Consider the following 26,185-nt stretch of genomic DNA (forward strand, 5'->3'; position numbering starts at 1 on the left):
CGCGGCCCTTGTGTGATGGGGTGGGTCAGCGAAAATGCTGCGAGCGCACCGACCAGGAGATGCCGATGACACTCGCCGGGACAGCAGCGATAGGCGCCCGAACGGCCGGATCAGCGGTCGCCCGCGTCCGCCGTGATCCGCGACTGGCGGTCGTCGCCGCGCTGTACACCGTCGCGCAGCTGGTGTTCGCGGCGCCCGGCCGCTCACTCGCCTGGGACGAGTCGATCTACTTCTCGCAGGTCGACCCGCGCTCTCCGGCCGCCTTCTTCAGCGCGCCGCGGTCCCGCGGGGTGACCCTGCTCGGAGCGCCGGTGGCGGCCTTCACCTCCGATCCGCTGGTGCTGCGCACCTTCCTCGCGGCGCTCTCCGGCCTGGCGCTGTTCGGCGCGTTCGCGGTATGGCGGCGGATCGTCGGACCCGGCACCTCGGCACTGGCGGCGCTGCTGTTCGCGGGGCTGTGGGTCACCGTCGAGTACGGGTCGCAGATGATGCCGAACCTGTGGGTGGCCTTCGGCGCGGTGGCCGCCACCGGCTTCTTCCTGCTCACGGTGCGGGAGGGGCCGCGACGGCGGTACCTGGTGGGGCTCGCGGTGGCGGTGGGCTGGCCCACGCTGGTGCGCGCCCCGGACGGGGTGTGGCTGGCACTGCCGCTGCTCGCGGGGGTGCTGCTGGTCAGGGCCTGGCGCCGGTGGCGGGTCGCGGCGGCGATCGTCGTGGGGCTGGCGGCCGGGCTGGCCGAGTGGATCGCCGAGGCGTACGCGCGGTTCGGCGGGGTCTGGGAGCGGCTGGCGGACTCCGACGCGATAGAGGGCGGACTGGGCTTCTCCTGGAACGTCGGAAACGCGCTGCGCAGCGCGGACGGTCCGCTGCTGTGCCGCCCGTGCGACGTCGGCTACCCGCCGGTGGCGCACATCGCCTGGTGGCTCGCGCTGCCGCTGCTCGCGGTGGTCGGCGTCGTGGTGGCGGCGCGGGCCGGACGGCTGGCCGGCGCGCTGCTGCCGGTGGTGTGCGCGCTGTCGCTCACGGCTTCGTATCTGTTCCTGATCCCGTACGCGGCGCCCCGGTTCCTCCTGCCGGCGTACGCGCTGCTGGCGCTGCCGGTCGCCGGGCTGCTGTCGGCGGGGGCGCGGTGGGTGCGCAGTTCGCCGACACCGCCGCGGATCGTGGCCGCCGTGCTCGCCGGTGCGCTGCTCGTCGGGCACTGGTACGTGCAGGGGGAGATCCTGCGGCGGCAGATCGGTTCCGCCGAGCGGAACGTCGGCGAGTACCGGGCGCTGGCCGACGCCCTGCGGCGGATCGGGGTACGGCCGCCCTGCCTGGTCGCCGGTGACACGCAGCCCATCGCCTACGACGCGGGCTGCGCGTCGTCGCTGCGCTCCAACCTGCGCAGTGACGCGTCGCAGGCCTCCGGCCCGGAGGTGGTCCGCGCGGCCCGGTCCCGCGCGGTGGCGATCCTGGTCCCGCCCGGGGGCTCCGCCCCCTCGTACGCCCCCGGTTGGCAGCGGCGCGCGCTCACCGGCTCCGCCGCGGTCACCGGTTGGTCCGCGTACGTACCGCCGACCGGGTTGCGCTGACCCCGAACCCGCTGGGCGTTTGGGGGCTTCGCCCCCAGGTCACCCCTCGAGGGCACGGGCGGCGTGGTCCGCGGGATGCGGATCACGCACCGCACAAGGACCTTCCGGCATCGCCGGATGGCGCCCGAGGAGCACGATGCCGATCACGATGGCCAGCAGCCCGGACGCCTGCCAGGCCAGCGCACCGGGCGTCACCCGCAGCCGGTCGCCCAGGAACCCCACCCCGCAGGCGATACCGGCGAGCGGCTGCGCCGCGGTCAGCGCGGGCAGCGAGGACCGCAGCGGCGCGGTCTCGAACGCGCTTTGCACCAGCAGCAACCCGGTCAGCCCGAGCGCCACGATCACGTACGGCTGCCAGTGGACGAACAGCACCGCGACCCCGTCGCTCCTGACGAACTGCCCCGAGATCCGGGTGAGCGCGTCCTGCAACCCGTAGAGCAGCCCCGCGGCCAGTGCCAGCACGGTGGCCTCCAGGGTGGGCCTCAGCCGCTTGGCGAGCCCGGTCAGCAGCATCGCCAGGCCCACGAAGGTGCCGAACAGCACCCAGTGCCGCAGCGGCCCGGCGAGCTGGCCGTCCCCGGACGGGCGGCCGGCCACGATGAACGACGTCACGCCGAGCGCCAGCAACGCCACCCCGGCCCAGCCGCTCCAGCCCAGCGGCTGGCCGGAGAGCCATCTGGACAGGCCCATGGCGAACAGGAGGTTGGTCGCGGTGAGCGGCTCCACCAGGGAGATCTCGCCGTGCGCCAACGCGAGCGCCCCCAGGACCATTCCGGCGACCATCGCCACGATGCCGATGACCCACTCGGGCATCCGCATCAGGTCGAGCAGCAGCCGGAAGGACAGGAAGTCGGAGAGTGGAGCGCGTTGCGCGGCTCTTTGCTGGAGCACGAAGCCGAAGCCGAGGCAGCAGGCGGCGCTGAGCCCGAGTAGGAATACGACCACGACGTTACCCTCTCCGGCTCGAACCGACTTCGGGCGCCGCCTGGGCGCCTGCCTTCGTACAACGGCTGTGCGGTCTCCGCAGTGCCGACGATAGCGCCCGGCGCCGGGGTCAGCGACCGTCTCCCGCCACCGCCCTCAGCCGAGGTTCACCCGCGCCGCGGTCACCAGGGGTCAGTGCCACTGGTCGTAGCCGAGCTTGGCGACCAGCAGCACGACGACCACGAGCAGCGCGTACCGGACGAACGAGGCGCCCCGCTTGAGCGCCATCCGCGCCCCGAGCGCGCCACCCGTCACGTTGCCGACGGCCATGCCGGCGGCCAGCAGCCACAGCACGTGCCCCTGGACCACGAAGACGATAAGCGCGCCGAGGTTGGTGCCGACGTTCACCACCTTGGCCATGGCCGAGCCGTGCACGAAGTCGGCGCCGAGCACCAGCAGGAAGGTGATGATGAGGAAGGTGCCGGTACCGGAGCCGATCACCCCGTCGTAGAAGCCGATACCGGCGCCGCTGAGCGCGGCCGCGAGCGCCGCGCGGGAGCGGCTGAGCCGTACCGGCGCGTGGGTGCGGCCGAAGTCGGGGCGCAGGGTGACGAACGCGCCGACGGTCAGCAGCGCCGCCATGATCACCGGGCGGAACACACCGCTGGGCAGCGCGGTGGCCACCAGTGCGCCAGCGGACGCCGCCGGCAGTGCGACCGCCGCCGCCAGCCCGACGAATCTCCAGTTGATGTCGGTTTTGCGCAGGAAGGTGATGGTGGCCGAGGTGGTGCCGGTTATCGCCACCGCCTTGTTGGTGCCGAGCACGGTCGCGGTGGGCAGGGTGGGGAACGCCACCAGCATGGCCGGGAGTTGCAGCAGACCGCCGCCGCCCACCACGGCGTCGATCCAACCGGCGGCGACGGCGACGGGTATCAGTTGCAAGGCGTCCAGCGCGGTCATCGGTCCCCACCCTTCGTCCAGGCCACCGATCATGCCGGACGCGGCAGCCGGCGGTTGAGCCGCCCCGGGGTGCGGGTGGCCCGCCGCTCAGGCCTCGACGACCTTGCCGTCCGCCACCTCGATCCGCCGGTTGGTACGCACCGCGCCGAGCATCCGGCGGTCGTGGGTGACCAGCAGCAGCGTGCCGTCGTAGGAGGCCAGCGCGGACTCCAACTGCTCGATGGCGGGCAGGTCAAGGTGGTTGGTGGGCTCGTCGAGCACCAGCAGGTTCACGCCGCGGCCCTGGAGCAGGGCCAGCGCCGCCCGGGTCCGCTCCCCCGGCGACAACGTGGCGGCCGGGCGCAGCACATGGTCGGCCTTCAGTCCGAACTTGGCCAGAAGCGTACGGACTTCGGCCGCAGGCATCTCCGGCACGACGGCGCCGAAGGCGTCCAGGAGAGCCTCATCTCCGTAGAAAAGCCCCCGGGCCTGGTCCACCTCGCCGACCACCACGCCGGGCCCGAGCGAGGCCGCGCCCGCGGTCAGCGGGATCCGGCCGAGCAGGGCGCCGAGCAGGGTGGACTTGCCGGAGCCGTTGGCACCGGTGATCGCGATCCGGTCCGCCCAGTCGACCTGGAGGTCCACCGGCCCCAACTGGAAGGTCCCGCGCCGTACTTCGGCGCCGCGCAGGGTGGCCACCACCGCTCCGGCGCGGGGTGCCGCGGCGATGCTCATCCGCAGCTCCCACTCCTTGCGCGGTTCCTCGACCACTTCGAGCCGCTCGATGAGGCGCTCGGTCTGCCGGGCCTTGGCGGCCTGCTTCTCGGTGGTCTCCACCCGGGCGTTGCGGCCGATCTTGTCGTGGTCGGTGGACCTGCGGCGGGCGTTCTTCACGCCCTTCTCCATCCAGGCGCGCTGCATACGGGCCCGGGCCAGCAGGTCGGACCGGTTCTGCGCGTACTCCTCGTACTCCTCGCGGGCGTGCCGCCGGGCGACCGCGCGCTCCTCCAGGTACGCCTCGTAGCCGCCGCCGTAGACGTTCACCTGCTGCTGGGCGAGGTCGAGTTCCACCACGCGGTTCACGGTGCGGGTGAGGAACTCGCGGTCGTGGCTGACCACGACGGTTCCGGCACGCAGTCCGGTGACGAAGGCCTCCAACCGGTCGAGGCCGTCCAGGTCGAGGTCGTTGGTGGGCTCGTCCAGCAGGAAGACGTCGTACCGGCTGAGCAGCAGCGAGGCGAGACCGGCACGCGCGGCCTGGCCACCGGAGAGCGAGGCCATCGGCTGGTCGAGGTCGACGGTCAGGCCGAGGTCGGCGGCGACCGTCTCCGCGCGGTCCTCCAGGTCGGCCGCGCCGAGCGACAGCCAGCGCTCCAGTGCGGTGGCGTACGCGTCGTCGGCGCCCGGCGCTCCGTCGACCAGGGCCTCGGTGGCGGTGTCGAGTTCACGCTGGACGGCGGCCACACCGGTGCGGCGGGCGAGGAAGGCCCGTACCGTCTCGTCGGACCTGCGCTCCGGCTCCTGCGGCAGATGACCGACCACCGCCGCGGGCGGGCTGAGCCGCAACGTTCCCCGCTCCGGGGCGTCGAGACCGGCGAGCAGCCGCAGTAGCGTGGACTTCCCGGCGCCGTTGGCCCCGACGAGCCCGATGACATCACCGGGTGCGACGACGAGTTCCAGACCGGAGAACAGGATGCGGTCGCCGTGTCCTGCGGCGAGGCCCTTGGCGACGAGAGTGGCACTCATAAGGGAGTAAATCCTAGCTGGAGGTATGTGCCGTGCCCAGTAAGAAGGCCCTCGTCCGCCGCCCCAGCCCGCGCCTCGCGGAGGGTCTGGTCACCCACATCGCACCCGAACCGGTCGACGCGGCGCTGGCTCTGCGGCAGTGGGAGGGCTATGTCGAGACCCTGCGGGCGCACGGCTGGCAGACCGTCGAGGTCGCTGCCGCCGACGAGTGCCCGGACGGGGTGTTCGTCGAGGACACCATGGTCGTCTTCCGCAACGTCGCGCTGATCGGCCGCCCGGGGGCGCGGTCCCGCAGACCGGAGACCGAGGCGGCCGAGCGGGCGGCGTCCGGCCTCGGGATGTCCATCAACCACGTCCGTGAATCGGGAACCCTGGACGGTGGCGATGTGCTCAAGATCGGTGACACGGTGTACGTGGGCCGCGGTGGCCGCACCAACGCGGCCGGAGTACGGCAACTGCGCGCCGCGTTCGCGCCACTGGGCGCCCGAGTGGTGGCCGTGCCGGTCAGCAGGGTGCTGCACCTCAAGTCGGCGGTGACCGCGCTGCCGGACGGTACGGTGATCGGCCATCCGCCGCTGGTGGACGATCCGTCGGTGTTCCCGCACTTCCTGCCGGTGCCGGAGGAGGCCGGGGCGCATGTCGTCCTGCTGGGCGCCGACCGGCTGCTGATGTCGGCTTCCGCCCCGAAGACGGCCGAGCTGCTGGCCGCTCTCGGCTACACCCCGGTCCCGGTCGACCTCACGGAGTTCGAGAAGCGCGAGGGCTGCGTCACCTGCCTCTCGGTTCGTGTGCGCGAGTTGTACGGCTGACGCCTGCCGGATGGTGGGCGGGAGGTCGCTGCGAGTGCGGCCCCGCCGGGCTCCACCGTCGTGGTCACGCACCGACGCGGCGGGCTTTCTCGGTGTCGGGCCGACTCAGCCCCGGCATCCCGGCCGGAAGGCGAAAAACCATGCAAGCACGCTTGATTGTTCCCTGTCGCGGTGCCAGCCTTCTCCCGTGGCGAAGCCAGACCCGAACTGACACCACGTCAACTGGGAGGCCCGCATGGCCAATACGCTCCTCGCCGGGCCCGAATACCTGGCGAACCGCGAGACCGCCCTCGCACGCCTCGCCGAACTGGACGCCGAACACGCCAAAGCCATCGCCGGAGGCGGCCAGAAGTACGTGGACCGGCACCGAGCACGCGGCAGGCTGCTGGCCCGCGAGCGGATCGAGCTGCTGCTCGACCCGGACACACCGTTCCTCGAACTCTCCCCGCTGGCCGCCTGGGGCAGCGACTACCCGGTGGGTGCCTCCATGGTCACCGGCATCGGCGTGATCAAGGGCACCGAGTGCGTGATCACCGCCAACGACCCCACGGTACGCGGCGGCGCGAGCAACCCCTGGACGCTCAAGAAGGCGCTGCGCGCCAACGAGATCGCGTTCGCCAACCGGCTTCCGCTGGTCAGCCTGGTCGAGTCCGGCGGCGCCGACCTGCCCAGCCAGAAGGAGATCTTCATCCCCGGTGGCGCGCTGTTCCGGGACCTGACCCGGTTGTCCGCCGCCGGAATCCCCACCGTGGCCGTGGTGTTCGGCAACTCCACCGCGGGCGGGGCGTACATACCGGGAATGTCCGACCACGTGATCATGGTGAAGGAGCGTTCCAAGGTCTTCCTCGGCGGGCCGCCGCTGGTGAAGATGGCCACCGGTGAGGAGAGCGACGACGAGTCGCTCGGCGGCGCCGAGATGCACGCCCGTTCCTCCGGCCTCGCCGACTACTTCGCGGTGGACGAACCCGACGCGCTGCGCACCGCCCGACGGGTCGTCGCCCGGCTGTGCTGGCGCAAGTCGGGGCCCGCACCGCGCCCCGACCCGCTGCCGCCGCGCCACGACGAGGAGGAACTGCTGGGCATCGTGCCCGGCGACCTGCGTGTCCCGTTCGACCCACGCGAGGTGATCGCGAGGGTGGTGGACGACTCGGCGTTCGACGAGTTCAAGCCGCTCTACGGGCCGAGCCTGGCGACCGGTTGGGCCGAACTGCACGGCTATCCGCTGGGCGTACTGGCCAACGCGCGGGGCGTGCTGTTCAGCGCCGAGTCGCAGAAGGCGGCGCAGTTCATCCAACTGGCCAACCAGCGCGACATCCCGCTGCTGTTCCTGCACAACACCACCGGCTACATGGTGGGCAGGGAGTACGAGCAGGGCGGCATCATCAAGCACGGCGCGATGATGATCAACGCGGTGGCGAACTCCAGGGTCCCGCACATCTCCGTGCTGATGGGCGCGAGTTACGGCGCGGGCCACTACGGCATGTGCGGCCGGGCGTACCAGCCGCGCTTCCTGTTCGCCTGGCCGAGCGCCAAGTCGGCGGTGATGGGTCCCGCGCAGCTCGCCGGAGTGCTGTCCATCGTCGCCCGCCAGTCGGCGGCGGCGCAGGGCAGGCCGTACGACGAGGAGGCCGACGCCGCGCTGCGCGAGGCGGTGGAGCGGCAGATCGAGTCGGAGTCACTGCCGATGTTCCTGTCCGGACGGCTCCACGACGACGGTGTGATCGACCCGCGGGACACCCGCACGGTGCTCGGCCTGTGCCTTTCGGCCATCCACAGCGCGCCCGTCGAAGGGGCGCGCGGCGGATTCGGCGTCTTCCGGATGTAGGGGGCTGCTACGTGATCTCTTCCCTGCTGGTGGCGAACCGCGGCGAGATCGCCCGCAGGATCTTCAGGACCTGCCGCGAACTCGGCATCGCCACCGTCGCGGTCTACTCCGACCCGGACGCCGACGCCCCGCACGTACGCGAGGCCGACGCCGCCGTGCGGCTGCCGGGCAGCGCGCCCGGCGACACGTATCTGCGCGGCGAGCTGATCGTGCGGGCCGCGCGCACGGCGGGCGCGGACGCGGTGCATCCGGGGTACGGATTCCTCTCTGAGAACGCCGGGTTCGCGCGTGCCGTACTGGACGCCGGGTTGACCTGGATCGGCCCGCCGCCCGAGGCGGTCGAGGCGATGGGGTCGAAGACCCGGGCCAAGGCCCTGATGGCGAAGGCCGGTGTGCCGCTGCTGGAACCGGTCGACCCGGCGACCGCCACAACGGACCAACTGCCGCTGCTGGTCAAGGCCGCCGCGGGCGGCGGCGGACGCGGTATGCGCCTCGTCCGCGAACTCGGCCAGCTCCAAGGAGAGTTGACCGCGGCGGAGGCCGAGGCGAGCGCCGCGTTCGGGGACGGCGAGGTGTTCGTCGAGCCGTACGTCGAGGACGGCCGCCACATCGAGGTGCAGGTGCTGGCGGACGCGCACGGCACGGTGTGGACGCTCGGCGAGCGGGACTGCTCGGTGCAGCGGCGGCACCAGAAGGTCATCGAGGAGACCCCGGCCCCCGGCATCGGCGACGAACTGCGCCGCACGCTGTACGAGTCGGCCCGCGAGGCGGCACGGACGATCGGCTATGTCGGGGCGGGCACCGTGGAGTTCCTGGTCTCCGGGGACGGCCGCCCGTACTTCCTGGAGATGAACACCCGCCTACAGGTGGAGCACCCGGTCACCGAGTGCGTGACCGGCATTGATCTGGTGGCCTGGCAGATCCGGGTGGCCGAGGGCGCCCGGCTGCCCGGCGAGCCCGCGCAGCCGAGCGGGCACGCGATCGAGGCCCGGCTCTACGCCGAGGACCCGGCCCACGACTGGCAGCCGCGCACCGGCACCGTGCACCGCTTCGCCGTCCGCGCGGCCGACGGCATACGGGTGGACTCCGGCGTCGAGGACGGCAGCACGGTCACCACGCACTACGACCCGCTGCTCGCCAAGGTCATCGCCCACGCGCCGACCCGGCAGCAGGCGCTGCGGCTGCTCGCCCACACGCTGGAACGGGCCCGGATCCACGGCCCGGTCACCAATCGCGACCTGCTGGTGCGGGTGCTGCGCGATCCGCGGTTCGTCGACGGCGGGGTGAGCACGGCGTTCCTCGGCCAGCTGCCGCCGGCCTCCAGCGATCCGGGGCCGGTTCGGCTCGCCGCGCTGGCCGCGGCGCTGTGCGACGCCGCGGGCCGCTCGCCGTTCGGCGGCTGGCGCAACGTACCGTCGCAGCCGCAGTCCAAGCGGTACCGCGCCGCGCCGAACGGCGAGGAGCACGAGGTCCGCTACCGGCTGGGCCGCGAGGGGCTGCTGGCCGAGGGCCACCCGGACGTCCGGCTGCTGACCCACACCACGGACCGTGCGGTGTTCGAAGTGGCCGGTGTGCGCCGCGAGTTCGAGGTCTCGGTGTACGGGGACCGGGTGTACGTCGACTCGGCGCTCGGCGCGGTCGCGCTCACCGCACTGCCGCGCTTCCCGGAGCCGCACACCCGTACCGCGCCGGGTTCACTGATCGCCCCGATGCCCGGCACGGTGGTACGCGTCGCCGAGGTCGCCGTCGGCGACCGGGTGGCGGCCGGGCAACCGCTGGTCTGGCTGGAGGCGATGAAGATGGAGCACCAGATCACCGCCCCCGCCTCCGGCACCCTCAGCACGCTCCAGGCCGCCGTCGGCCGTCAGGTCGAGGTCGGCACCGTACTGGCCGTCGTCACGCAGGAGGGCACCACCGAATGAGCGTCACCCTGGACAACGCGTTGCTGGACAGCGAGGAACGCCGCGCGCTGCGCTCCGCCGTCACCGCCCTGGGCCGCCGCTACGGCCGCGAGTACTTCACCTCGGTCGTCCGCGAGGGACGGCAGACCGACGAGCTGTGGCGGGAGGCGGCCAAGCTGGGCTACCTGGGCGTCAACCTGCCGCAGGAGTACGGCGGCGGGGGCGGCGGGATCACCGAACTGTCCATCGTGCTGGAGGAGTTGGGGGCGACCGGCTGCCCGCTGCTGCTGCTCGTGGTCTCCCCCGCCATCTGCGGCACCGTCATCGCCAGGTTCGGCACCGAAACGCAGAGGGCTCGCTGGCTGCCGGGTCTCGCCGACGGCTCGGTGCGGATGGCGTTCGGCATCACCGAGCCCGACGCGGGCTCCAACTCGCACCGGCTGACCACCACCGCCCGCCGGGACGGCGGCGACTGGCTGCTGTCCGGCCGCAAGGTCTTCATCTCCGGCGTGGACATCGCCGACGCGACCCTGATCGTCGGCAGGACCGAGGACGCCAGGACCGGCAAGCTCAAGCCCTGCCTGTTCATCGTCCCGCGCGACGCACCGGGCTTCGAGTTCCGGCCGATACCCATGGAACTGGCCGCGCCCGAGAAGCAGTTCCAGCTGTTCCTGGACGAGGTACGGCTGCCCGCCGACGCGCTCGTCGGCGACGAGGACGCGGGCCTGCTGCAACTGTTCGCCGGGCTCAACCCCGAGCGGATCATGACGGCCGCGTTCTCCCTGGGAATGGGCCGCTACGCGCTGGACACGGCCGTGGAGTACGCCCGCACCCGGCGGGTCTGGGACACGCCGATCGGCGCGCACCAGGCGATCGCCCATCCGCTGGCCCAGGTGCGGATCGAGCTGGAACTGGCCCAGTTGATGATGCGCAAAGCGGCGTTCCTGTACGACGCCGGCGACGACATGGCCGCCGGAGAGGCGGCGAACATGGCCAAGTACGCGGCCGCGGAAGCCGGGGCGCACGCCGTCGACCAGGCCATGCACACCCTCGGCGGCAACGGGCTCACCAAGGAGTACGGCCTGGCGTCGCTGCTGACCGCGTCCCGGGTCGGCCGGATCGCCCCGGTCAGCCGGGAGATGGTGCTCAACTTCATCTGCCACCACACCCTCGGCCTGCCCAAGTCCTACTGAGGAGCCCCGCATGCCCCACCTCCGACAGGACCACGAACGCGGCATCCGGATCCTCACCCTCGACTCGCCGCACAACCGCAACGCCCTGTCCACCGGGCTGGTCGCCGAGTTGCACGAGGCGCTGGCGGCGGCGGACAAGGCCCCGGACACCCGCGCCGTACTGCTCAACCACACCGGAAGCACCTTCTGCGCGGGCGCCGATCTGACCGAGAAGTCCCCCACCGGTCCACGGGCCCTCACCCAACTGCTGCGCACCGTCGTGGAGTCGACCAAGCCGGTGGTGGCCTGCGTGACCGGCCATGTCCGGGCCGGGGGCCTGGGGCTGCTGGCCGCCTGTGACATCGCGGTCGCCGGGCCGAAGGCCACCTTCGCCTTCACCGAGGCACGGCTCGGCCTGGCCCCGGCCGTCATCTCGCTGACCGTGCTGCCACGGATACCCGCCGCGGACGCGGCCCGCTACTACCTCACCGGCGAGGTGTTCGACACCGCCGAGGCGGTGCGGATGGGGCTGGTGAGCGCCGGCCTGGAGGCGCTGGACGGCATCCTCGACGGGCTGCGGGCCGCCTCCCCGCAGGGCCTGGCCGAGTCCAAGCGGCTCATCAGCGCCGCGGTACTGCGCGGCTTCGACCGGGACGCCGAGGCGTACGCCGAGCAGTCCGCCCGGCTGTTCGCCTCGGCGGAGGCGGCCGAAGGCATCCGCGCCTTCCTCGAACGCCGGGAGCCGCAATGGGTGTTGTGACGCCGCGCACCGCCACCTTCCCCAAGCAGGACCGCAGCCGGGCGACCCGGCGGCGACTGCTGGAGGCCGCGGTGGCCTGCCTCGCCGAGCGCGGCTGGGGCGGCAGCACGGTCGCGGTGGTGGCCGAGCGGGCCGGGGTGTCCCGGGGTGCCGCCCAGCACCACTTCCGCACCCGGGAGGACCTGTTCACCGCGGCCATCGAGCATGTCGCGGAGGAATGGCTGGCGACGCTGCGCGAGCACGCCCGCACCCTGCCGGACAGCGGGGTTCCACGCACCCGTGCGGTGGTGGAGATGCTGGTCGGCGTCTACACCGGAGCGCTGTTCCGGGCGGCGCTGCACCTGTGGGTGGCAGCCGCCGACGAGGTCCAACTAAGGCCGCGGGTCGTGGCGTTGGAGAGCCGCATCGGACGGGAGGCACACCGGCTGGCGGTGGAGTTCCTGGGCGCGGACGAGACCGTGCCGGGGGTACGGGAGACGGTGCAGGCCACCTTGGACATGGCGCGCGGCCTCGGCCTCGCCACTCTGCTGCGCGACGACACCCCGCGGCGCACCGCGATCGTGCGGGAGTGGTCCCGGATCCTGGACTCCGCGCTGCGCCGGGACGGCTGACCGGCGCGCGTACGCTGGGAGTAGGCACACCCACGACGGTGGGAGATGTGTGGCGATGCGTACCGGAAGCGAACCGACACAGGCCCGCAGCGCGCTGCGGCTGCGGTTGGGGCTGACACTGTTCGGCCTCGTCTGGTCACTGGGCGCCATGGCGGGCTTCGCCCTCGCCCGGCAGCCGGGCTGGGCGGGATTCTTCGGCGCCGTCGCACTGGTGGCGGTGGTGGACCTCACCGTGATCGTCCACCACATGCACCAGGGCGCCCACTACCAGCCCGGCCGCGACATCCCGCCCTACTGGCCCGCGGACCGCGCCGCCGACCGCCGCACCCCGTGGTGGCACCGTTTCCGGTTGTGACGGCCGGACCGGCGGGGGTGTCGCTGCCCCCGTCACCCGCGCCCCTCGCCGGAACCCGTGCTACCGCGTGACGAAGTCGGCCATCATCGCCATGTCCTCGTGCTCCAGGTTGTGGCAGTGGAACAGGAACCGCCCGGTGTAGTCGGTGAACCGCACGGCGATCTCCGCCGACTGCCCGGGCAGCACGTCCACCGTGTCCTTCCACCCCGCGTCATGGCGTCCCGGCGCCCCTCCGTTACGGGCCACCACCTGGAACGGGTTGAGATGCACATGTATCGGATGGTGGAAGTCGCTGACGATCCGCCACAGCTCGGTCGTCCCCAGCTTCGGCGTCGCGAGCGAGCGCCCCGGCAGGTAGGGCATGCCGTTGATCGTCCAACCGGCCGTCGTCCGGCGGAAGGAGAACGTGCGTACCGCCATGGCGCGGCGCGGGTCGAGCCGTTCGAAGGTGCAGAGCCTGGCTGGCACCGCGGTCTCGTCGACCGGGGCGCGGGTCGCGCCGGAGACGTCGAACCGCATCACCTCCGCCGTGGTACCGCTGCCGAGGCGGTTGACCAGCCGTACGCGGGTGCCGGGCCGGTAGCGGGCGAAGTCGACCACGACGTCGAAGCGTTCGGCCGGAGCCATCGGCAACGCGTCGTGCGGTACCGGCCGTTCCAGTAGCCCGCCGTCCGCGCCGATCTGCACCAGCGCGTCCCCGCCCGGTGGCGGTGGGTCCAACTCCAGCCGGTAGATACGGGAGTTGGAGGCGTTGAGCAGCCGCAGCCGGTACCGCAGCCGCCGTACGTCGAGCACCGGCCAGGGCGCGCCGTTGACCAGGATCGTGTCGCCGAGCATCCCTTCCATCCAGTGGTGGGTCACCCCGGGCATCCCCCACTCGGGGTCGAGCGCCGGATAGTGGAAGGACCCGTCGGCGGTGAAGGACCGGTCGGTGATCATCAGCGGGATGTCCCGCTCACCGCGCGGCAGCGGCAGCGCCTCCTCCTCGTCGTCGTGCACCAGGTGGAACCCGGCGAGCCCGCGGTAGGCGGACGGGCCGGTGAAGCCCATGCGGTGGTCGTGGTACCAGAGCGTGGCGGCCCGCTGGTCCATCGGATAGTTGTACGTGCGCTCGCCCAGCGTTATCCGACCCACTCCGCTGGTGTCGGCCATGGCGTACCGGTGCCGTCTGCTCCAGCCGACCGGCAGTATCAGGTCGGTGGGGTGGCCGTCGCTGTCGTGCGGGGTGTGGCCGCCGTGCAGATGGACGGCGGCCGGTTGCGGCAGCTCGTTGCGGTGGGTCACCACGGTGCGGCGTCCGGATCTGGAGACCAGCGTCGGCCCCGGATAGCTGCCGTCGTAGGTCCATGCCTCGGTTTCGAGCCCGGGGAGTATGCGCAGGTGCGCGACCTGCTGGGTGATCTCGTAGAAGTCCGTGGTGGCGTCGGCGCGCAACGGGCGCAGCACCGCGGGTACGGGCAGCGGCACCTGGTACGGACGCGGAAGCGGGGCGGCGCTGCGCAGCGGCATCGGCAGCCCGGGGCGGCCGGGCACCCGCAGCCGTCCGCCGAACGGGGCACCGGCCGCCAGGCCCGTCCCCGCCGCCGCCGTCAGGAAACGCCGCCGCTTCATCATGCCTCCTCGTCCGCGTCCGCCTCGTGTGCGTCGCTCGCGGTGTTGTCCCCCCACGCTGCGTCCGGCCCGCGGCGCCCGCCACGCGCGTTGCGCCAACAGGGCGACACTCACGGTCACCACGACGGCTCCGCGAAGCATGATCCGGCGTTCACACGACGCCATTGACAAGCGTTCGCCGGAACGTTGTCATGAGCACACGCATGGGCGTTCGAACGATCCCGCCCATCGTCGTCGGATTCCGGGCGAAGGGTGGGACCGTGCGAGAACCAGCCCTGACCGGCCGCGACGGGCTGCTCGAAACCGCTGGCGACGCGATGGCCGCGCACCGCGCGGTCCTCTTCCACGGCCCCGCCGGAATCGGCCGGTCCAGTCTGCTCGGCGCACTCCTGCGCCAACTGCCGCCTGCCGCCCACGTGTTGCGCTGCGCACCCGCGAGCGAGGACGCGGCGCTGCCCTATGTCGGGCTGATCGACCTGCTCGCGGTGGTGCCGCGGGGCGTCCTGGACGGCCTGCCGCCCGAGCCGGGCGCCGCCCTGCGCGCCGCGCTGCTGCGCGGCCGTGAACCGTCCGGTGCGCACAGCAGGCTCGCGGTGCGGATCGCGCTGCTCGAAGTGCTGCGCAAGCTGGCCGGCGCCGGCGGGGTGCTGCTGGTAGTGGACGACCTCCAGTGGCTGGACGGGCCGAGCGCCGAAGTGCTGGCCTTCGCGATGCGCCGCCTGGACGGCGCGGACGTCCGGATGATCGCGGCCGAGCGGGTACCGGACGGCGAGCAGCCCGAGCGGCTGCGGTGCTGCCCGCCGGGCACCGCCGAACTGCCGGTCCCCCCGCTGCCGACCAGCACCGTCACCCGGCTGCTGCGCGCGGCCACCGGCGCCGACCTGCCGCCCCCGGTGCTGCGCGCCATCCAGCGCACCGCCGCCGGAAACCCGCTGTACGCGCTGGAGTTGGCCCGAGCCGTGCTGCGCGAGGGCGCGCCCGAGTCACCGGACGGCCCGCTACCGGTGCCCCGCAGGCTCCGTACGCCGCTGCTCGACCGGTTCCGCACCCTGCCGGAACCGGTCCGCCGCACCCTCCTGGTGTGCAGCGCGGCCGCCCGGCCCACCCTCACCGTGCTGCACGCCGCGGGCCTGGCCGGGGCGGCGGCACACCTGTCGGCGGCCGAACGGCTGGGGGTGGCCGGTACCGACGGCTCCGGGGCGGTGCGCTTCCGCCATCCGCTGATCCGGGCAGCCGTCTACGCCGACGCCACCGCGCACGCCCGCCGCGAGGCGCACGCCGTACTTGCCGCCGCGGTGACCGAACCCGTCGAACAGGCCCGGCACTTGGCGCTGGCGCATCCGCAGGAGGACGAGGCGACGGCCGCCACCCTGCTGGCCGCCGCCGCGTCCGCCCGCCGCCGTGGCGCACCGGGCGCGGCGGCCGAACTGGCCGTGCTCGCGGCCCGCCGCACCCCGGCCGACCGCCCGGCGGAACAGGCCGAGCGCTGGCTGGCCGCCGCCGACTACGCGTGTGACGCCGGGCAGCGCGCGGAGGCGGACCGGGCGGCACGGATCGTGCTGGAGGGCTCCGACTCGCCCCCGCAACGGGTGCGTGCCCGGCTTGTCCTGCTGCGCAACGCCGGACAGGCACTGGAGGGCGCCGGTTCGCTCATCGAGGAGGGGCTGCACGACGCGGCCCAGGACCCGGTCCTCAAGGCCCGGTTGTACCACTGGGCGGCGCTACGCGGCCTGCTTCGCGGGGAGTTGGCGCAGGCCGCGGGGCATGCCGAGCGTGCCGCCGCGGCGGGTGACAGCGCCGACCGGGCCGGAGCACTCACCACCCTCGCCAGGATCCGTTCTCTCGCCGGTCGGGCCGCCGAGGCGGACGCGGCGCTGACGGCGGCACTCAACCTGCTCGGCGGGGCGGACGGCGGTCCGGAGAGCCGGGCGCTGGTGCGGATGCGCGCGGTGCTGGCGCTGGACTCCGACCGGGTGGCCGAGGCGCACACCCAGATCACCGAACTGCTGCGCACCACCGAGGGGTTGGCGGGAGTGGAGGACCGGCTGGCCGGCCTTGTCGTGCTCACCCGGGTCCAGGTGCGCTCCGGCGACTGCCGTCGCGCGCTGCGCACCGCGGCCCGCTGCACCCGGCTGCTCACCGAGTCCGGCGTGGAGTCGGCGCCCGCGCTGTACGCCGCGGCGCTGGCCGCCACCGCGGGCGGCGCCCCGCAGGAGGCGCGCCGACTGGCGGAGCGCGCGGTCCGGGCCTCCGCGGCGGACGGCGACCGGCTGTTCCTGCTGCGCGCCCTGGCCGTGCTGGGTCAGGCCGCGCTGCTCCCCGGTGACACGCACGGCGCCGCGGCGGCGGTGGAGGCGCTGCGTCGGGCCAAGGAGATCGGCGCGGCGATGTGCGCCGCCGATCCGCCGCTGCTGCAGTGGTACGGCGATCTGGCCGAGGCGCTGGTGATGCTGGGTGAGACGGACGCGGCGGGGTCGGTGATCCAGGAGGCCCACCGGCTGGCGGCGAACCCGCCCGGCAGTGTGTTCGCCGCCCTGGAGCGGGCCGAGGGGCTGCGCGAGGCGGCGCTGGGCCGGGCGAAGTCGGGCGCGGCACTGCTGCGCCGCTCGGCGGACCGGCTGCGTGAACTGCCGCTTCCGCTGGAGCTGGTGCGTACGCTCATCGCGCTCGGGGCGGTGGAGCGGCGGGGCAGGCACCGCAACGCCGCGCGGGCCGCGCTGACCGAGGCGCTGGAGACCGCCCGGGTGTGCGGGGCGGCACCGCTGGAGGCGCGGTCCGCCGAGGAACTGGCCCGGCTGGACGCCGTGGAGCGCGGCGGCGGTCCCGAACTGACCGCCACCGAGGCCCGGATCGCCGCGTTGGTGGGCGGTGGGGCGACCAACCGCGAGGTCGCCGCCGAGCTGTTCATCAGCGTCAAGACGGTGGAGGGCACGCTATCCAGGGTTTACCGGAAGTTCGGGGTCCGCTCCCGTACGGCGCTGGCACATGCGATGGCGGTGGGTCCGCTCGGCGCCAGCGTCACACCGATCAGCAGCAAACTTCCCTCGGCCAGGGGGGAGTTGGGACCGCGCGTCGTCGACATACCGGGTTAACACGACACCGGCAGTTAACACATGACGCAAGGGTTCCCCCGCTTATGCGAGCGTCCCTCCGTTTCTAGCGTGGTGTCAGTTCCGCTCCGCCCCTAGCGCGACCAGAGTGCGCCCAAAGCGCCCTGGCAGCGCGTCCCCCCATGGAGGACCCAGTGACGCCACGTCTGAAACTGCTCGCCCTGGCCGCCGTTCCGGCCCTGCTCGTCGCCGCCGTTCCCGCCGCCTACGCGGCGGCGCCGCAACCGCACACGGCGAGCGCGGCGCTCACCGGTGACGTGGTCAAGGGCCTCGGCGCGCACGCGGTGCGCACCGGCGCCGTCGCCTCGAGCCATCGCATATCGGTGGCGGTGAGCCTGACTCCCAGAGACGACAAGGCACTTGACACCTTCATCGCCAAGGTGAGCGACCCGCGCTCCAGCTCCTACGGCCACTACCTGACCAAGGCCGAGTTCGCCGCCCGGTTCGGCCGCACCGACGCCGAGGTCAAGCGGGTCAGGGACTACCTGCGGGCCCAGGGCCTCACCGTCACCGCGGTACACCCCGGCAACCTGCTGATCGACGCCAACGGCACCGCCGCCCAGGTGCAGAAGGCCTTCGGCACCAGGCTGTCGACCTGGAAGGACACCCGGTCCGGCCACACCTTCTACGCCAACGACACCGCGCCGACACTCCCCGGTTCCATCGCCTCGATCGTCAGTGACGTGGCGGGCCTGAACAACCGGCTCCAACTGCGCCACCAGGCCCCCTCCGGCGTGACCCCGCACAACGGCCCCGCGGGCGGCTACACCCCGGCCCAGCTCAAGGGCGGCTACAACGTGAAGGGCACCGCCAACGGCAGCGGCCAGAAGATCGCACTACTGGAGTTCGACGGCTTCCAGCAGTCCAACATCAGTGCCTACGACAGCCACTACGGCCTGAACTCGCCCGCGCCCTCCGTACAGCAGGTGGACGGCGGCTCCGGCGCGCTGGGCGACGGCCAGGTCGAGGTCGAACTGGACATCGAGGTGCTGAACGCGATCGCGCCCAAGGCGAACGTCACCGTCTTCGAGGGCCCCAACTCCGACGCGGGCGAGGTCGACACCTACCAAGCCATCGTCGACAGCGGTATCCCGACCACGTCGATCAGCTGGGGCGCGGCCGAGACCCAGCGCACCAGCTCCAACATCACCGCGGTGGACAACATCTTCAAGCAGGGCGCGGCCGAGGGCCTGGGCTTCTACGCGGCCTCGGGTGACAACGGCTCCGACGACGCGGGCGACGGCGGCACCTCGGTGGACTACCCGGCGAGCGACCCGTACGTCACGGGTGTCGGCGGCACCCGCCTGACCGTCAGCTCCTCCAACGCCTGGAAGAGCGAGGTGGCCTGGTCCGGTGGCGGCGGCGGGGTCTCCACCAGCTTCTCCATCCCGAGCTGGCAGAAGTCCGTCCAGCAGAGCGCGGGCGGCGGCCAACGCCAGGTGCCGGACGTGTCGGCGCACGCCGACCCGTCTCCCGGTGTCTCCATCTACTCGCAGGGCAGTTGGTCCTCGGTCGGCGGCACCAGCGCCGCCGCCCCGGAGTGGGCCGCCTTCGCCGCCCTGGTCAACCAGCAGGCCGCGGCGGCCGGCAAGCCCAACCTCGGCTTCGCCAACCCGAAGCTGTACGCGGCGAACGGCACCGGCTTCCACGACATCACCAGCGGCAGCAACGGCGCCTACAGCGCGGGCAGGGGCTGGGACTTCGTGAGCGGCTGGGGCTCCTACAACGCGGCGACGCTGGCAGCGAAGCTGCTCGGCTGACGCCGTACGGGCTCGGCCCGGGGGTCCAGACTCCCGGGCCGAGCCCATGGTCACGTGGTTGGTAACGCCACGGCCCCGGACTTCGGAGGTCGCGCGCCGGGACAGCCGTACTCCTCGTCCACCAGGACGAGCACGACGAGGGGCACGTGTTCGCGTACGACGGTCTCCAGTTCCTGGGAGTTCATCAGGAACGAGCCGATCGCCCATCATCGCCAGCACCCGCCGCTGCGGGCGGGCGAGCTTGACGGCGATCGCGCCCGGCAGCGCGAACCCCTGGTGGTTGCGATGAGCCGAACATAGGTGCGGTACACCAGCGAGCCTGCACCCCATCCGCGCTACTCAGGGCGCGGCGTGACCTGCCCAGGGGCTGTTCGACTGTCGGGGTGGTCGCCGACAGTTGACTGTGCCGCAGCGACCGCGACGGCTGCCGGGCCAGCACGATGTCAGCGTTGCGCCACCGTGAAGGGCATGGTGGCAAGATCCCCGGGAGTGCTCCTTGACCGCCCAGTCGCCGACCGCCGACGCACCGCCTGCTCGCTACGACGACCTGCGGGCCCTCGTCTTCAACTGCACGCTCAAGCGGTCGCCGCTGCGCAGCAACACCCAGGGGCTCATCGACCGCAGCGTGGGCATCATGGAGGGGCAGGGCGTCCACGTCGACGTCGTGCGAGCCATCGATCACGACATTGCCACCGGTGTCTGGCCGGACATGACCGAACACGGCTGGCAGACCGACGCCTGGCCGGGGCTGTACGAAAAGGTCCTGGCGGCCGACATTCTCGTGCTGGCGGGTCCGATCTGGCTGGGTGACAACAGCTCGGTGACCAAGCAGGTGATCGAACGCCTGTACGCCTGCTCCAGCCTCCTCAACGAAGCCGGACAGTACGCCTACTACGGCCGGGTCGGCGGTTGCCTGATCACCGGCAACGAGGACGGCGTCAAGCACTGCGCCATGAACGTCCTCTACAGCCTGCAGCACCTCGGCTACACCATCCCCCCGCAGGCCGACGCCGGCTGGATCGGCGAGGCGGGCCCCGGCCCTTCGTACCTAGACCCGGGGTCAGGCGGCCCGGAGAACGACTTCACCAACCGCAACACCACGTTCATGACCTGGAACCTGCTCCACCTGGCCCGGATGCTCAAAGACGCCGGAGGCATCCCCGCCTACGGCAACCAGCGAACCGCCTGGGACGCTGGCTGCCGCCACGACTACGAGAACCCCGAACACCGGTAATCGGCCGCTTCGCCACCTCACCCCTGACAAAACTCCAGGTCGTTGCGACTGGCCTGCCGGGCCGCCGAGGTCGGGACACGGAAGGCCGCGACGGTGGCGGGGCGGAAGTGACGGAAGATCAGGACAGCGCCGGAGGTGGTGAGGTAGGCCAGGACGAACAGGCCGCTCGCAGCGAGGTGCGCACGCACGGCCCGGATCGGGTACCGGCGGAAGGTGATTCGGCGATTGGCCTCGGCGTTGATGAGCGACCGGGTTGACCGCCGCTGTCCGTCCGTGCCGTTCCGCGTCGCACGCCACCATCTTTCATCTTCGGCCAGCGCGCGGACGTCGCGGATCGTACTCTGTCCGCATGCCGCGGCTGCCAGGAGGCCGGGCTCCACCGTTCGACTGACGGGGGCGGGAGCGTGAGCCCGTCGGCTCTCTCCGGCTGTATCCCCATCGGGGGACTTGCCCGCTCTGGTCGGCCGGAGCGGGGGCTTAGACGGCGATTCCCAGGGCGATTGTCCAGCCCCATACAGAACGCGATGCACGCGACGCACAGCAGCCTTCCGCGCCTACTCATCCACGCTGTCAGCCGGTGCACTCTGGCGCCCCTTCCTGATGCAGATGTGGCAGGGAAACGGGCACGGCGGTACGGGCTCACCCTGCGGGATGTAGGTCACGTACGGCATGGATGCATACGGCAGCGCCGACAGGACCACAGCCACGGAATCACGGGCGTCCTCCACTGCTACGCGCTCTGTCTCATCCGGGATCACGGCCGCACCACCGACGCCACACTGTGAACCCTCCGCAGATGGCGCCGAGCCAACACGCGATAGTCGACTTCCCTGCTCGGGTTTCGGTTCAACCGAGCTGCCTGCTCGGCGGACTTCAGCCGCGCGCACTCTTCGCACCCTTCCTGGTACGGCAGTGGTGGAGTCCTCACCGCGCCACCCCCACACCGGAGGGCACGTGCAGCCTCACGGGCGCACTGGTGGACACCGCCAGGGCGGCGCGGCCTGGCGGGCGGAGGGTCAAGAGATCTCGGATACGCCCGACCCAGCGGGCGATAGTCTGTGGCATGTTGACGCTCCAAGCAGCGTTGACCATGCCCCGGGACCGGTCGCACGGTCGCCGGGGTCCTTACTGGCCTCCTGACTCTTCCGCCTCAGAGAGTGTCGGCATAGTGGCCAACTGTCGGCCAGAATGAGGACATGACCGATGCCATTGGTGTCAACATCAAGCGCCTTCGTGTAGAGCGCGGTTGGAGTCAAGCGCGCTTAGCACGCGAAGTGTGCCGGTTGGCGGGGGTCAATGGAGAGCCGATCGGACGGCAGGAGATCAGCCGCTACGAGACAGGCAAGCGCACGCCCCGTGAGTGGTTGCCGTTCGTTGCTGAGGCGTTGAGCGTGACTGTGGCTGACCTCAAGGCATCCCAGAAGCCCGTCGAAGCGCCCTTGCCGACTCTGGCTGACTATCTGCCTGACAGAGACCTACTGGCCCCCCTCAGCGCCCGTACAGGGCGTCGTATCGGTATTGGCACGGTGGACGACCTACGACAGCGCGTACACGGGCTCAGGCTTGCCGATGACGTTATCGCCGGAGGCGATCTAATCCGTCCTGCACTCCGGGAACTCCGTTCCGCTGTGAAGCTCTACCGGGACGGAACCCACACGAGCGAAGTAGGGCGGCAACTCCTCAGCCAGATTGGCGAGTTGGCGCAGATTGCCGGATGGATTGCCAGCGACGCCGGACAGCACGGGGAGGCGGAACAAATTTATCGGCTAGGCATCAGCGCAGCAAGGCAGGCCGAAGACCTCACGCTGGCCGGGAACCTTGCCGGATCACTCGCCTACCAGTACAGCAACACAGGACGCGAAGTCGAAGGGATAACGCTTGCTCGCGTTGCCCTTACCGACGCTGGCAACGACGCGCCCCCGAAAGCCCGTGCTCTCTACCTAGACAGGGTGGCATGGGCTCACACGAAGGCAGGCGAAGCACAACCAGCCATGCGGGCCTTGGGCAAGGCTTCCGAAGCGTTGTCGGAAGACACTGCGGACACAGATTCGCCCACCTACCTGTACTGGGTGGACGCTGGCGAACTGCAAGTTATGGAATCCCGCTGCTACACCGAACTACATCGCCCCTTGCGCGCCGTGCCGTTGCTGCGGGAGGTACTCAAGGAGTACAACGCAACGCACACGCGAGAATTGGCGCTCTATCTGTCGTGGCTTGCTGTCGCGCTTGCCGACGCCAACGAGCCAGAAGAGGCAGCAGTGACAGCGGAGCGTGTCATCACACTCTCATCCGACGTAGCCTCCGAAAGGACGGCAGAACGGGTACGCGTGGTATTACGTCGACTGGAAGAATTCTCAGATGTTCCGGAAGTCGCCTCATTGCTCGCTGAAGGCAGGGCAACCATTCAAGGCGGACCGAGCAGGGGGCCCGCAGGACCCTGAGAAGGTCTCCGCACGGTGGAGGACCCTTCGGGTCAGGCTGAGCCTGCCCGATGACTTCCGTATCCATGACTGGCGTCACTCTTGGGTGACCAACGCCTTGGATGCCGGAGAGAACCCTGTGGACGTCTCGGCGAACGTACGGCACCACTCGCCGGGCTGCACGATGGAGCGGTACGGCAAGCGCCGTGCTGCGGGTGCAAAGAAGCTGGCTGCGAGCAACGCCAGTCGAGTAGGTCTGTCGACTCCGGTCCAGGGAGTCGGCTGGGCTGTTGGTCACGTGGCTGGTCACGCCACAGCCCAGAAATGAAGAAAGCCCCTGGTAGGGGGCCTTCCACTGGTGTCCGAGGGGGGACTTGAACCCCCACGCCCGATAAAGGGCACTAGCACCTCAAGCTAGCGCGTCTGCCATTCCGCCACCCGGACTGGGTGTCCGCGGCTTCCCGCGGCGACAGGGATAACGATACCAAGGATTCGGAGTGCGTTTCACCTGCGTATCCCGGCCCAGGCCGGGGGCTGAAGGTCGGCTAGGGCGATACGCGTGATACTGGCGGTACGGGTGGTTCGTCAGCTGTGGGTGGCCGCCGCCGACCGGCCGTGCAGTTCCTGGCGGAGGTGGCGCACCTGCCGCTGGGGGCGGTGCGCCACCACGACCGGGCCGCAGCGTTGCGGCTGGGACCCGGCACCGTACGCCGCTGGCGCGGGCCGTGCGGCGGACGGTGCCGGACGTCCACGAGTTCCGCGCTGGTCGCCTACCGTCAGGGCATCGGCTGCCCGCTACGGCATCAGGTGGTAGTCCGGGAAGTTGCCCGGGAGCCGCTCACCGCGCGGGCCGTCCGTGACGGCCCGTACCAGCAGGTCGCCGCCTACGAAGGCGCCGCGCCATGAGGCGCCGAAGCCGCCGAAGAGTTCGTCGCGGTCGCCACGGGAGCGCGGCCGGCCCAGGCCCACCTTGAACGCCCGGATCTGCGGGGCCAGCCGCGCCGCGGTCCGTTCGTCGTCGCAGGACAGGCTGGCGACCAGCGCACCGTTGCTGGCGTTCATCGCGGCCAACAGCTCGGCCTCGGTGTCCACCAGCACGATGGTGTCCACCGGACCGAACGGCTCCGCGTGGTGCAGCGGCGACGAGCGCGGCGGGGCCAGCAGGGTGACCGGCGGCATGTAGCCGGAGGTGTCCTGAGCGGGCAGGAAGCGGCCGTCGGCGAGGGTTCCGCGGTGCAGCGGTACGGCACCGCGGTCGATCGCGTCGTCCACCAGCTCGGTCAGCTCCTTGGCCTTGGCCGCGTTGATCACCGGACCGAAGTCCAGCTCGGGCAGCGGGTCGTCCGGGGACTCCACGGCGAGCGGATGGCCGAAGACCACCGACCGGACCGCCGGAAGGTAGGCGCCCAGGAAACGGTCGAACAGCCGCCGTTGCACCACGAACCGCGGATAGGCGGTGCACCGCTGCTTGGCGTAGTCGAAGGTCTTGCGAATCTGGCCGGAAAGCGTGTCCCAGTCACTGAACTCCCACAGCCCCCAGCAGTTGAGCCCCTCCTGCTCCAGGATGTGCCGCTTGCCGAGGTCGGCCACGTCGGAGGCGACCCGGCCGCCCGCGTCCCGTCCGCCGACGAAGGAGACGCAGCCGATCTCCGGCGCCCGCACCAGCGCCTCGGACAGTTCCCCGCCGGAGCCGCTGACCAGGGTGATCGGGAGCCCCTCGCGCACCGCCAGGGCGCTGGCGAGCGTCAGGCAGGCCAGGCCGCCGTCGGTCGGGGTCTTGGCGATCACCGCGTTGCCCGCCAGGATCTGCACCAGCATGGCGTGCACCAGGACGCTCATCGGGTAGTTCCAGCTGGCGATGTTGCTCACCGGCCCGGCGAGCGGCGCCCGCCCCTCGACCATGCGGTCGATCTCCTCGACGTACCAGCGCACCCCCTCGATGGCACGGTCCACGTCGGCCTGGGCGAGCCGCCAGGGCTTGCCGATCTCCCAGACCAGCAGCAGCGAGAGCAGCTCCCGGTGCGCGGTGAGCGCGTCGAGGGCCGCGGTCACCCGCGCCTTGCGCTCCGGCAGCGGGACGCCGCGCCAGGCGCGGTGCTGGTCCAGCGAGGCGCGCACGGCATGGTGCGCGGCGTCCGGATCCAGCCGCGGCAGGCCCGCTATCGGGCTGCCGTCGACCGGCGACTGACAGGGCAGCAGTCGCCCGTCGGCATGCCAGCGGCCGTCCCACAGGTTGCGTACGCGGTCTTCGGCGAACGCTTCGGGCGCGGCGTCGAGACACCGCCGCCAGGCGTCCCGCCAGGCGGTTCCGGGCTTGAGGGTGAGGGTTGGTGCCATGTCGGTCTCCGCTCGGTAGTCGGGAGATCTTGGCCAACGGAAAGGCTCGGCAACGGCGAAGTGCCGTCGGAACGGGGGCCTCAAGGTCTACCGGAACGAACGGGCGCGCGGAACAGCGCGAGGCGCGACCCCGGCCGAGAGTGTCAACATCAGATCATGGAGTCGAACATTCTGAGCGGTACGAGCTTCGGAAAGCGGGACTGATCGCCATGGGACGGGTAACCGAGCGCCGACGCGTGCTGCGGGTCAGGGACGGGGCGGTCGGCCATCGCTCGGACACGCTGGTCGCCGAGGAGCCGCTGGAGATCCGGCTGAACGGAAAGCCGCTGGCGATCACCATGCGCACCCCGGGTGACGACTTCGCGCTGGCCGCCGGGTTCCTGGTGAGCGAGGGGGTGCTCGGCGCGGCGGAGGAGCTGGCTTCGATCGTCTACTGCGCGGGCGCGACGGACGACGGGTCGAACACCTACAACGTGGTGGACGTCTCGCTCGCCCCGGGCGTTCCGGTGCCGGACATCACCCTGGAGCGCAACGTCTACACCACGTCGTCGTGCGGTCTGTGCGGCAAGGCGAGCCTGGACGCGGTGGAGACGACGACCCGCTGGCCGCTGTCCGACTCGCCCGAGGTCGGGCTCGACCCCGAGGTGCTGGCGGTGCTACCGGACCGGCTGCGGGCCGCGCAGCGGGTCTTCGACCGAACCGGCGGCCTGCACGCCGCCGCGCTGTTCACCCCGGACGGAGAACTGCTGGACGTTCGGGAGGACGTGGGCCGGCACAACGCGGTCGACAAGCTCGTGGGACGCGCCCTCCAGCAGGGTCTGCTCCCCCTGTCCGGAAGCGTGCTGCTGGTCTCCGGGCGCGCCTCCTTCGAGTTGGCGCAGAAGGCGGTGATGGCCGGGATCCCGGTGCTGGCGGCGGTGTCCGCGCCGTCCTCGCTCGCCGTGGACCTGGCCGTGCGGACCGGGATGACACTGGTCGGCTTCCTGCGCGGCACGTCGATGAACGTCTACGCGGGCGAGCACCGCGTGCTGCTGGAGACGACGACGGCCGGAGCCTGACCGTTACTCAGGCCGCAGGACTGAGGAAGGACCGAGGCC

At 71.7% G+C, this 26,185-nt stretch carries 20 protein-coding genes and 1 tRNA gene; 13 read left to right on the plus strand and 8 right to left on the minus strand.

Annotation, left to right across the window (positions count from 1 at the left end):
* Positions 1-65: 65 nt before the first annotated feature.
* Positions 66-1,574 carry a hypothetical protein gene (locus tag P3G67_RS25235; protein ID WP_276095543.1) on the plus strand — a complete coding sequence of 503 codons (1,509 nt, stop codon included), beginning with the start codon at positions 66-68 and terminating at the stop codon, positions 1,572-1,574.
* A 39-nt stretch (positions 1,575-1,613) separates the two neighbouring features.
* On the opposite strand, the gene P3G67_RS25240 is transcribed toward P3G67_RS25235, so the two are convergent.
* From P3G67_RS25240 to P3G67_RS25250, 3 genes are all read right to left on the minus strand, one after another.
* Complete coding sequence (locus tag P3G67_RS25240; RefSeq protein ID WP_276095544.1) at positions 1,614-2,519, minus strand: DMT family transporter; 906 nt, start codon at positions 2,517-2,519, stop codon at positions 1,614-1,616.
* 171 nt (positions 2,520-2,690) lie between these two features.
* The gene (locus P3G67_RS25245; RefSeq protein WP_276095545.1) at positions 2,691-3,458 is read right to left on the minus strand and encodes a TSUP family transporter; all 768 of its coding nucleotides are present in this window, start codon (positions 3,456-3,458) and stop codon (positions 2,691-2,693) included.
* Between the two features lie 87 nt (positions 3,459-3,545).
* Positions 3,546-5,183 carry an ABC-F family ATP-binding cassette domain-containing protein gene (locus tag P3G67_RS25250; RefSeq protein WP_276095546.1) on the minus strand — a complete coding sequence of 546 codons (1,638 nt, stop codon included), beginning with the start codon at positions 5,181-5,183 and terminating at the stop codon, positions 3,546-3,548.
* Between the two features lie 32 nt (positions 5,184-5,215).
* On the opposite strand from P3G67_RS25250, the gene ddaH reads away from it, so the two are divergent.
* From ddaH to P3G67_RS25285, 7 genes are all read left to right on the plus strand, one after another.
* Positions 5,216-5,992, plus strand: coding sequence for a dimethylargininase (gene ddaH, locus P3G67_RS25255; protein WP_276095547.1), 777 nt, complete (start codon positions 5,216-5,218; stop codon positions 5,990-5,992).
* A 235-nt stretch (positions 5,993-6,227) separates the two neighbouring features.
* The gene (locus tag P3G67_RS25260; protein WP_276095548.1) at positions 6,228-7,817 is read left to right on the plus strand and encodes an acyl-CoA carboxylase subunit beta; all 1,590 of its coding nucleotides are present in this window, start codon (positions 6,228-6,230) and stop codon (positions 7,815-7,817) included.
* Between the two features lie 11 nt (positions 7,818-7,828).
* On the plus strand, positions 7,829-9,739 hold the full coding sequence (locus P3G67_RS25265; RefSeq protein WP_276095549.1) for an acetyl/propionyl/methylcrotonyl-CoA carboxylase subunit alpha: 1,911 nt from the start codon (positions 7,829-7,831) through the stop codon (positions 9,737-9,739).
* Positions 9,736-10,911: an acyl-CoA dehydrogenase family protein gene (locus tag P3G67_RS25270; RefSeq protein WP_276095550.1), complete on the plus strand. Its 1,176-nt coding sequence runs from the start codon at positions 9,736-9,738 to the stop codon at positions 10,909-10,911. Before P3G67_RS25265 ends, P3G67_RS25270 begins: the two co-directional genes overlap by 4 nt.
* 10 nt (positions 10,912-10,921) lie before the next feature.
* Positions 10,922-11,650 (plus strand): enoyl-CoA hydratase family protein, encoded by a 729-nt coding sequence (locus tag P3G67_RS25275; RefSeq protein WP_276095551.1) that lies wholly within the window; start codon positions 10,922-10,924, stop codon positions 11,648-11,650.
* Positions 11,638-12,261: a TetR/AcrR family transcriptional regulator gene (locus tag P3G67_RS25280; RefSeq protein WP_276095552.1), complete on the plus strand. Its 624-nt coding sequence runs from the start codon at positions 11,638-11,640 to the stop codon at positions 12,259-12,261. The genes P3G67_RS25275 and P3G67_RS25280 overlap by 13 nt, the downstream gene beginning before the upstream one ends.
* A gap of 55 nt (positions 12,262-12,316) precedes the next feature.
* Entirely contained in the window at positions 12,317-12,616 is a 300-nt protein-coding gene (locus P3G67_RS25285) for a DUF6343 family protein (RefSeq protein WP_276095553.1), read from the plus strand.
* 60 nt (positions 12,617-12,676) lie between these two features.
* Here P3G67_RS25285 and P3G67_RS25290 read toward each other — a convergent pair whose 3' ends face one another.
* Positions 12,677-14,230 carry a multicopper oxidase family protein gene (locus P3G67_RS25290; protein ID WP_276095554.1) on the minus strand — a complete coding sequence of 518 codons (1,554 nt, stop codon included), beginning with the start codon at positions 14,228-14,230 and terminating at the stop codon, positions 12,677-12,679.
* A 257-nt stretch (positions 14,231-14,487) separates the two neighbouring features.
* Here P3G67_RS25290 and P3G67_RS25295 point away from each other — a divergent pair, with 257 nt between their 5' ends.
* Together P3G67_RS25295 and P3G67_RS25300 are read left to right on the plus strand one after the other, a co-directional pair.
* Positions 14,488-17,319, plus strand: coding sequence for a helix-turn-helix transcriptional regulator (locus P3G67_RS25295; protein ID WP_276095555.1), 2,832 nt, complete (start codon positions 14,488-14,490; stop codon positions 17,317-17,319).
* 152 nt (positions 17,320-17,471) lie between these two features.
* On the plus strand, positions 17,472-19,097 hold the full coding sequence (locus P3G67_RS25300) for a S53 family peptidase (protein WP_276095556.1): 1,626 nt from the start codon (positions 17,472-17,474) through the stop codon (positions 19,095-19,097).
* A 50-nt stretch (positions 19,098-19,147) separates the two neighbouring features.
* Here the strand turns inward: P3G67_RS25300 and P3G67_RS36120 are convergent, their stop codons facing one another.
* On the minus strand, positions 19,148-19,282 hold the full coding sequence (locus P3G67_RS36120) for a hypothetical protein (protein ID WP_269858851.1): 135 nt from the start codon (positions 19,280-19,282) through the stop codon (positions 19,148-19,150).
* A 311-nt stretch (positions 19,283-19,593) separates the two neighbouring features.
* Between P3G67_RS36120 and P3G67_RS25310 the strand changes: the two genes are divergently transcribed.
* Positions 19,594-20,331, plus strand: a complete 738-nt coding sequence (locus P3G67_RS25310; RefSeq protein WP_276095557.1) for a flavodoxin family protein — start codon at positions 19,594-19,596, stop codon at positions 20,329-20,331.
* Between the two features lie 17 nt (positions 20,332-20,348).
* Here P3G67_RS25310 and P3G67_RS25315 read toward each other — a convergent pair whose 3' ends face one another.
* A complete protein-coding gene (locus P3G67_RS25315; protein ID WP_276095558.1) occupies positions 20,349-20,711 on the minus strand; it encodes a hypothetical protein in 363 nt (120 codons plus the stop codon).
* Between the two features lie 816 nt (positions 20,712-21,527).
* On the opposite strand from P3G67_RS25315, the gene P3G67_RS25320 reads away from it, so the two are divergent.
* Positions 21,528-22,772, plus strand: a complete 1,245-nt coding sequence (locus P3G67_RS25320) for a helix-turn-helix domain-containing protein (protein ID WP_276095559.1) — start codon at positions 21,528-21,530, stop codon at positions 22,770-22,772.
* 335 nt (positions 22,773-23,107) lie between these two features.
* Here the strand turns inward: P3G67_RS25320 and P3G67_RS25325 are convergent.
* Together P3G67_RS25325 and P3G67_RS25330 are read right to left on the minus strand one after the other, a co-directional pair.
* A tRNA-Leu gene (locus P3G67_RS25325) sits at positions 23,108-23,195 on the minus strand.
* 351 nt (positions 23,196-23,546) lie between these two features.
* Positions 23,547-25,088, minus strand: coding sequence for an aldehyde dehydrogenase family protein (locus tag P3G67_RS25330; RefSeq protein ID WP_276095560.1), 1,542 nt, complete (start codon positions 25,086-25,088; stop codon positions 23,547-23,549).
* Between the two features lie 209 nt (positions 25,089-25,297).
* Here P3G67_RS25330 and fdhD point away from each other — a divergent pair, with 209 nt between their 5' ends.
* Positions 25,298-26,146 (plus strand): formate dehydrogenase accessory sulfurtransferase FdhD, encoded by an 849-nt coding sequence (fdhD, locus tag P3G67_RS25335; protein WP_276095561.1) that lies wholly within the window; start codon positions 25,298-25,300, stop codon positions 26,144-26,146.
* Positions 26,147-26,185 lie beyond the last annotated feature (39 nt).

Source organism: Streptomyces silvisoli (assembly GCF_029269905.1).
Taxonomy (GTDB): domain Bacteria; phylum Actinomycetota; class Actinomycetes; order Streptomycetales; family Streptomycetaceae; genus Streptantibioticus_A; species Streptantibioticus_A silvisoli_A.

Bases quoted from the DNA above. Each gene is read 5' to 3' on its own strand.
- P3G67_RS25235 (WP_276095543.1), top strand. From the start codon at position 66: ATGACACTCGCCGGGACAGCAGCGATAGGCGCCCGAACGGCCGGATCA.
- P3G67_RS25245 (WP_276095545.1), bottom strand. From the start codon at position 3,458: ATGACCGCGCTGGACGCCTTGCAACTGATACCCGTCGCCGTCGCCGCC.
- P3G67_RS25250 (WP_276095546.1), bottom strand. From the start codon at position 5,183: ATGAGTGCCACTCTCGTCGCCAAGGGCCTCGCCGCAGGACACGGCGAC.
- P3G67_RS25260 (WP_276095548.1), top strand. From the start codon at position 6,228: ATGGCCAATACGCTCCTCGCCGGGCCCGAATACCTGGCGAACCGCGAG.
- P3G67_RS25270 (WP_276095550.1), top strand. From the start codon at position 9,736: ATGAGCGTCACCCTGGACAACGCGTTGCTGGACAGCGAGGAACGCCGC.
- P3G67_RS25275 (WP_276095551.1), top strand. From the start codon at position 10,922: ATGCCCCACCTCCGACAGGACCACGAACGCGGCATCCGGATCCTCACC.
- P3G67_RS25280 (WP_276095552.1), top strand. From the start codon at position 11,638: ATGGGTGTTGTGACGCCGCGCACCGCCACCTTCCCCAAGCAGGACCGC.
- P3G67_RS25285 (WP_276095553.1), top strand. From the start codon at position 12,317: ATGCGTACCGGAAGCGAACCGACACAGGCCCGCAGCGCGCTGCGGCTG.
- P3G67_RS25290 (WP_276095554.1), bottom strand. From the start codon at position 14,230: ATGATGAAGCGGCGGCGTTTCCTGACGGCGGCGGCGGGGACGGGCCTG.
- P3G67_RS36120 (WP_269858851.1), bottom strand. From the start codon at position 19,282: ATGAACTCCCAGGAACTGGAGACCGTCGTACGCGAACACGTGCCCCTC.
- P3G67_RS25320 (WP_276095559.1), top strand. From the start codon at position 21,528: ATGACCGATGCCATTGGTGTCAACATCAAGCGCCTTCGTGTAGAGCGC.
- P3G67_RS25330 (WP_276095560.1), bottom strand. From the start codon at position 25,088: ATGGCACCAACCCTCACCCTCAAGCCCGGAACCGCCTGGCGGGACGCC.
- fdhD (WP_276095561.1), top strand. From the start codon at position 25,298: ATGGGACGGGTAACCGAGCGCCGACGCGTGCTGCGGGTCAGGGACGGG.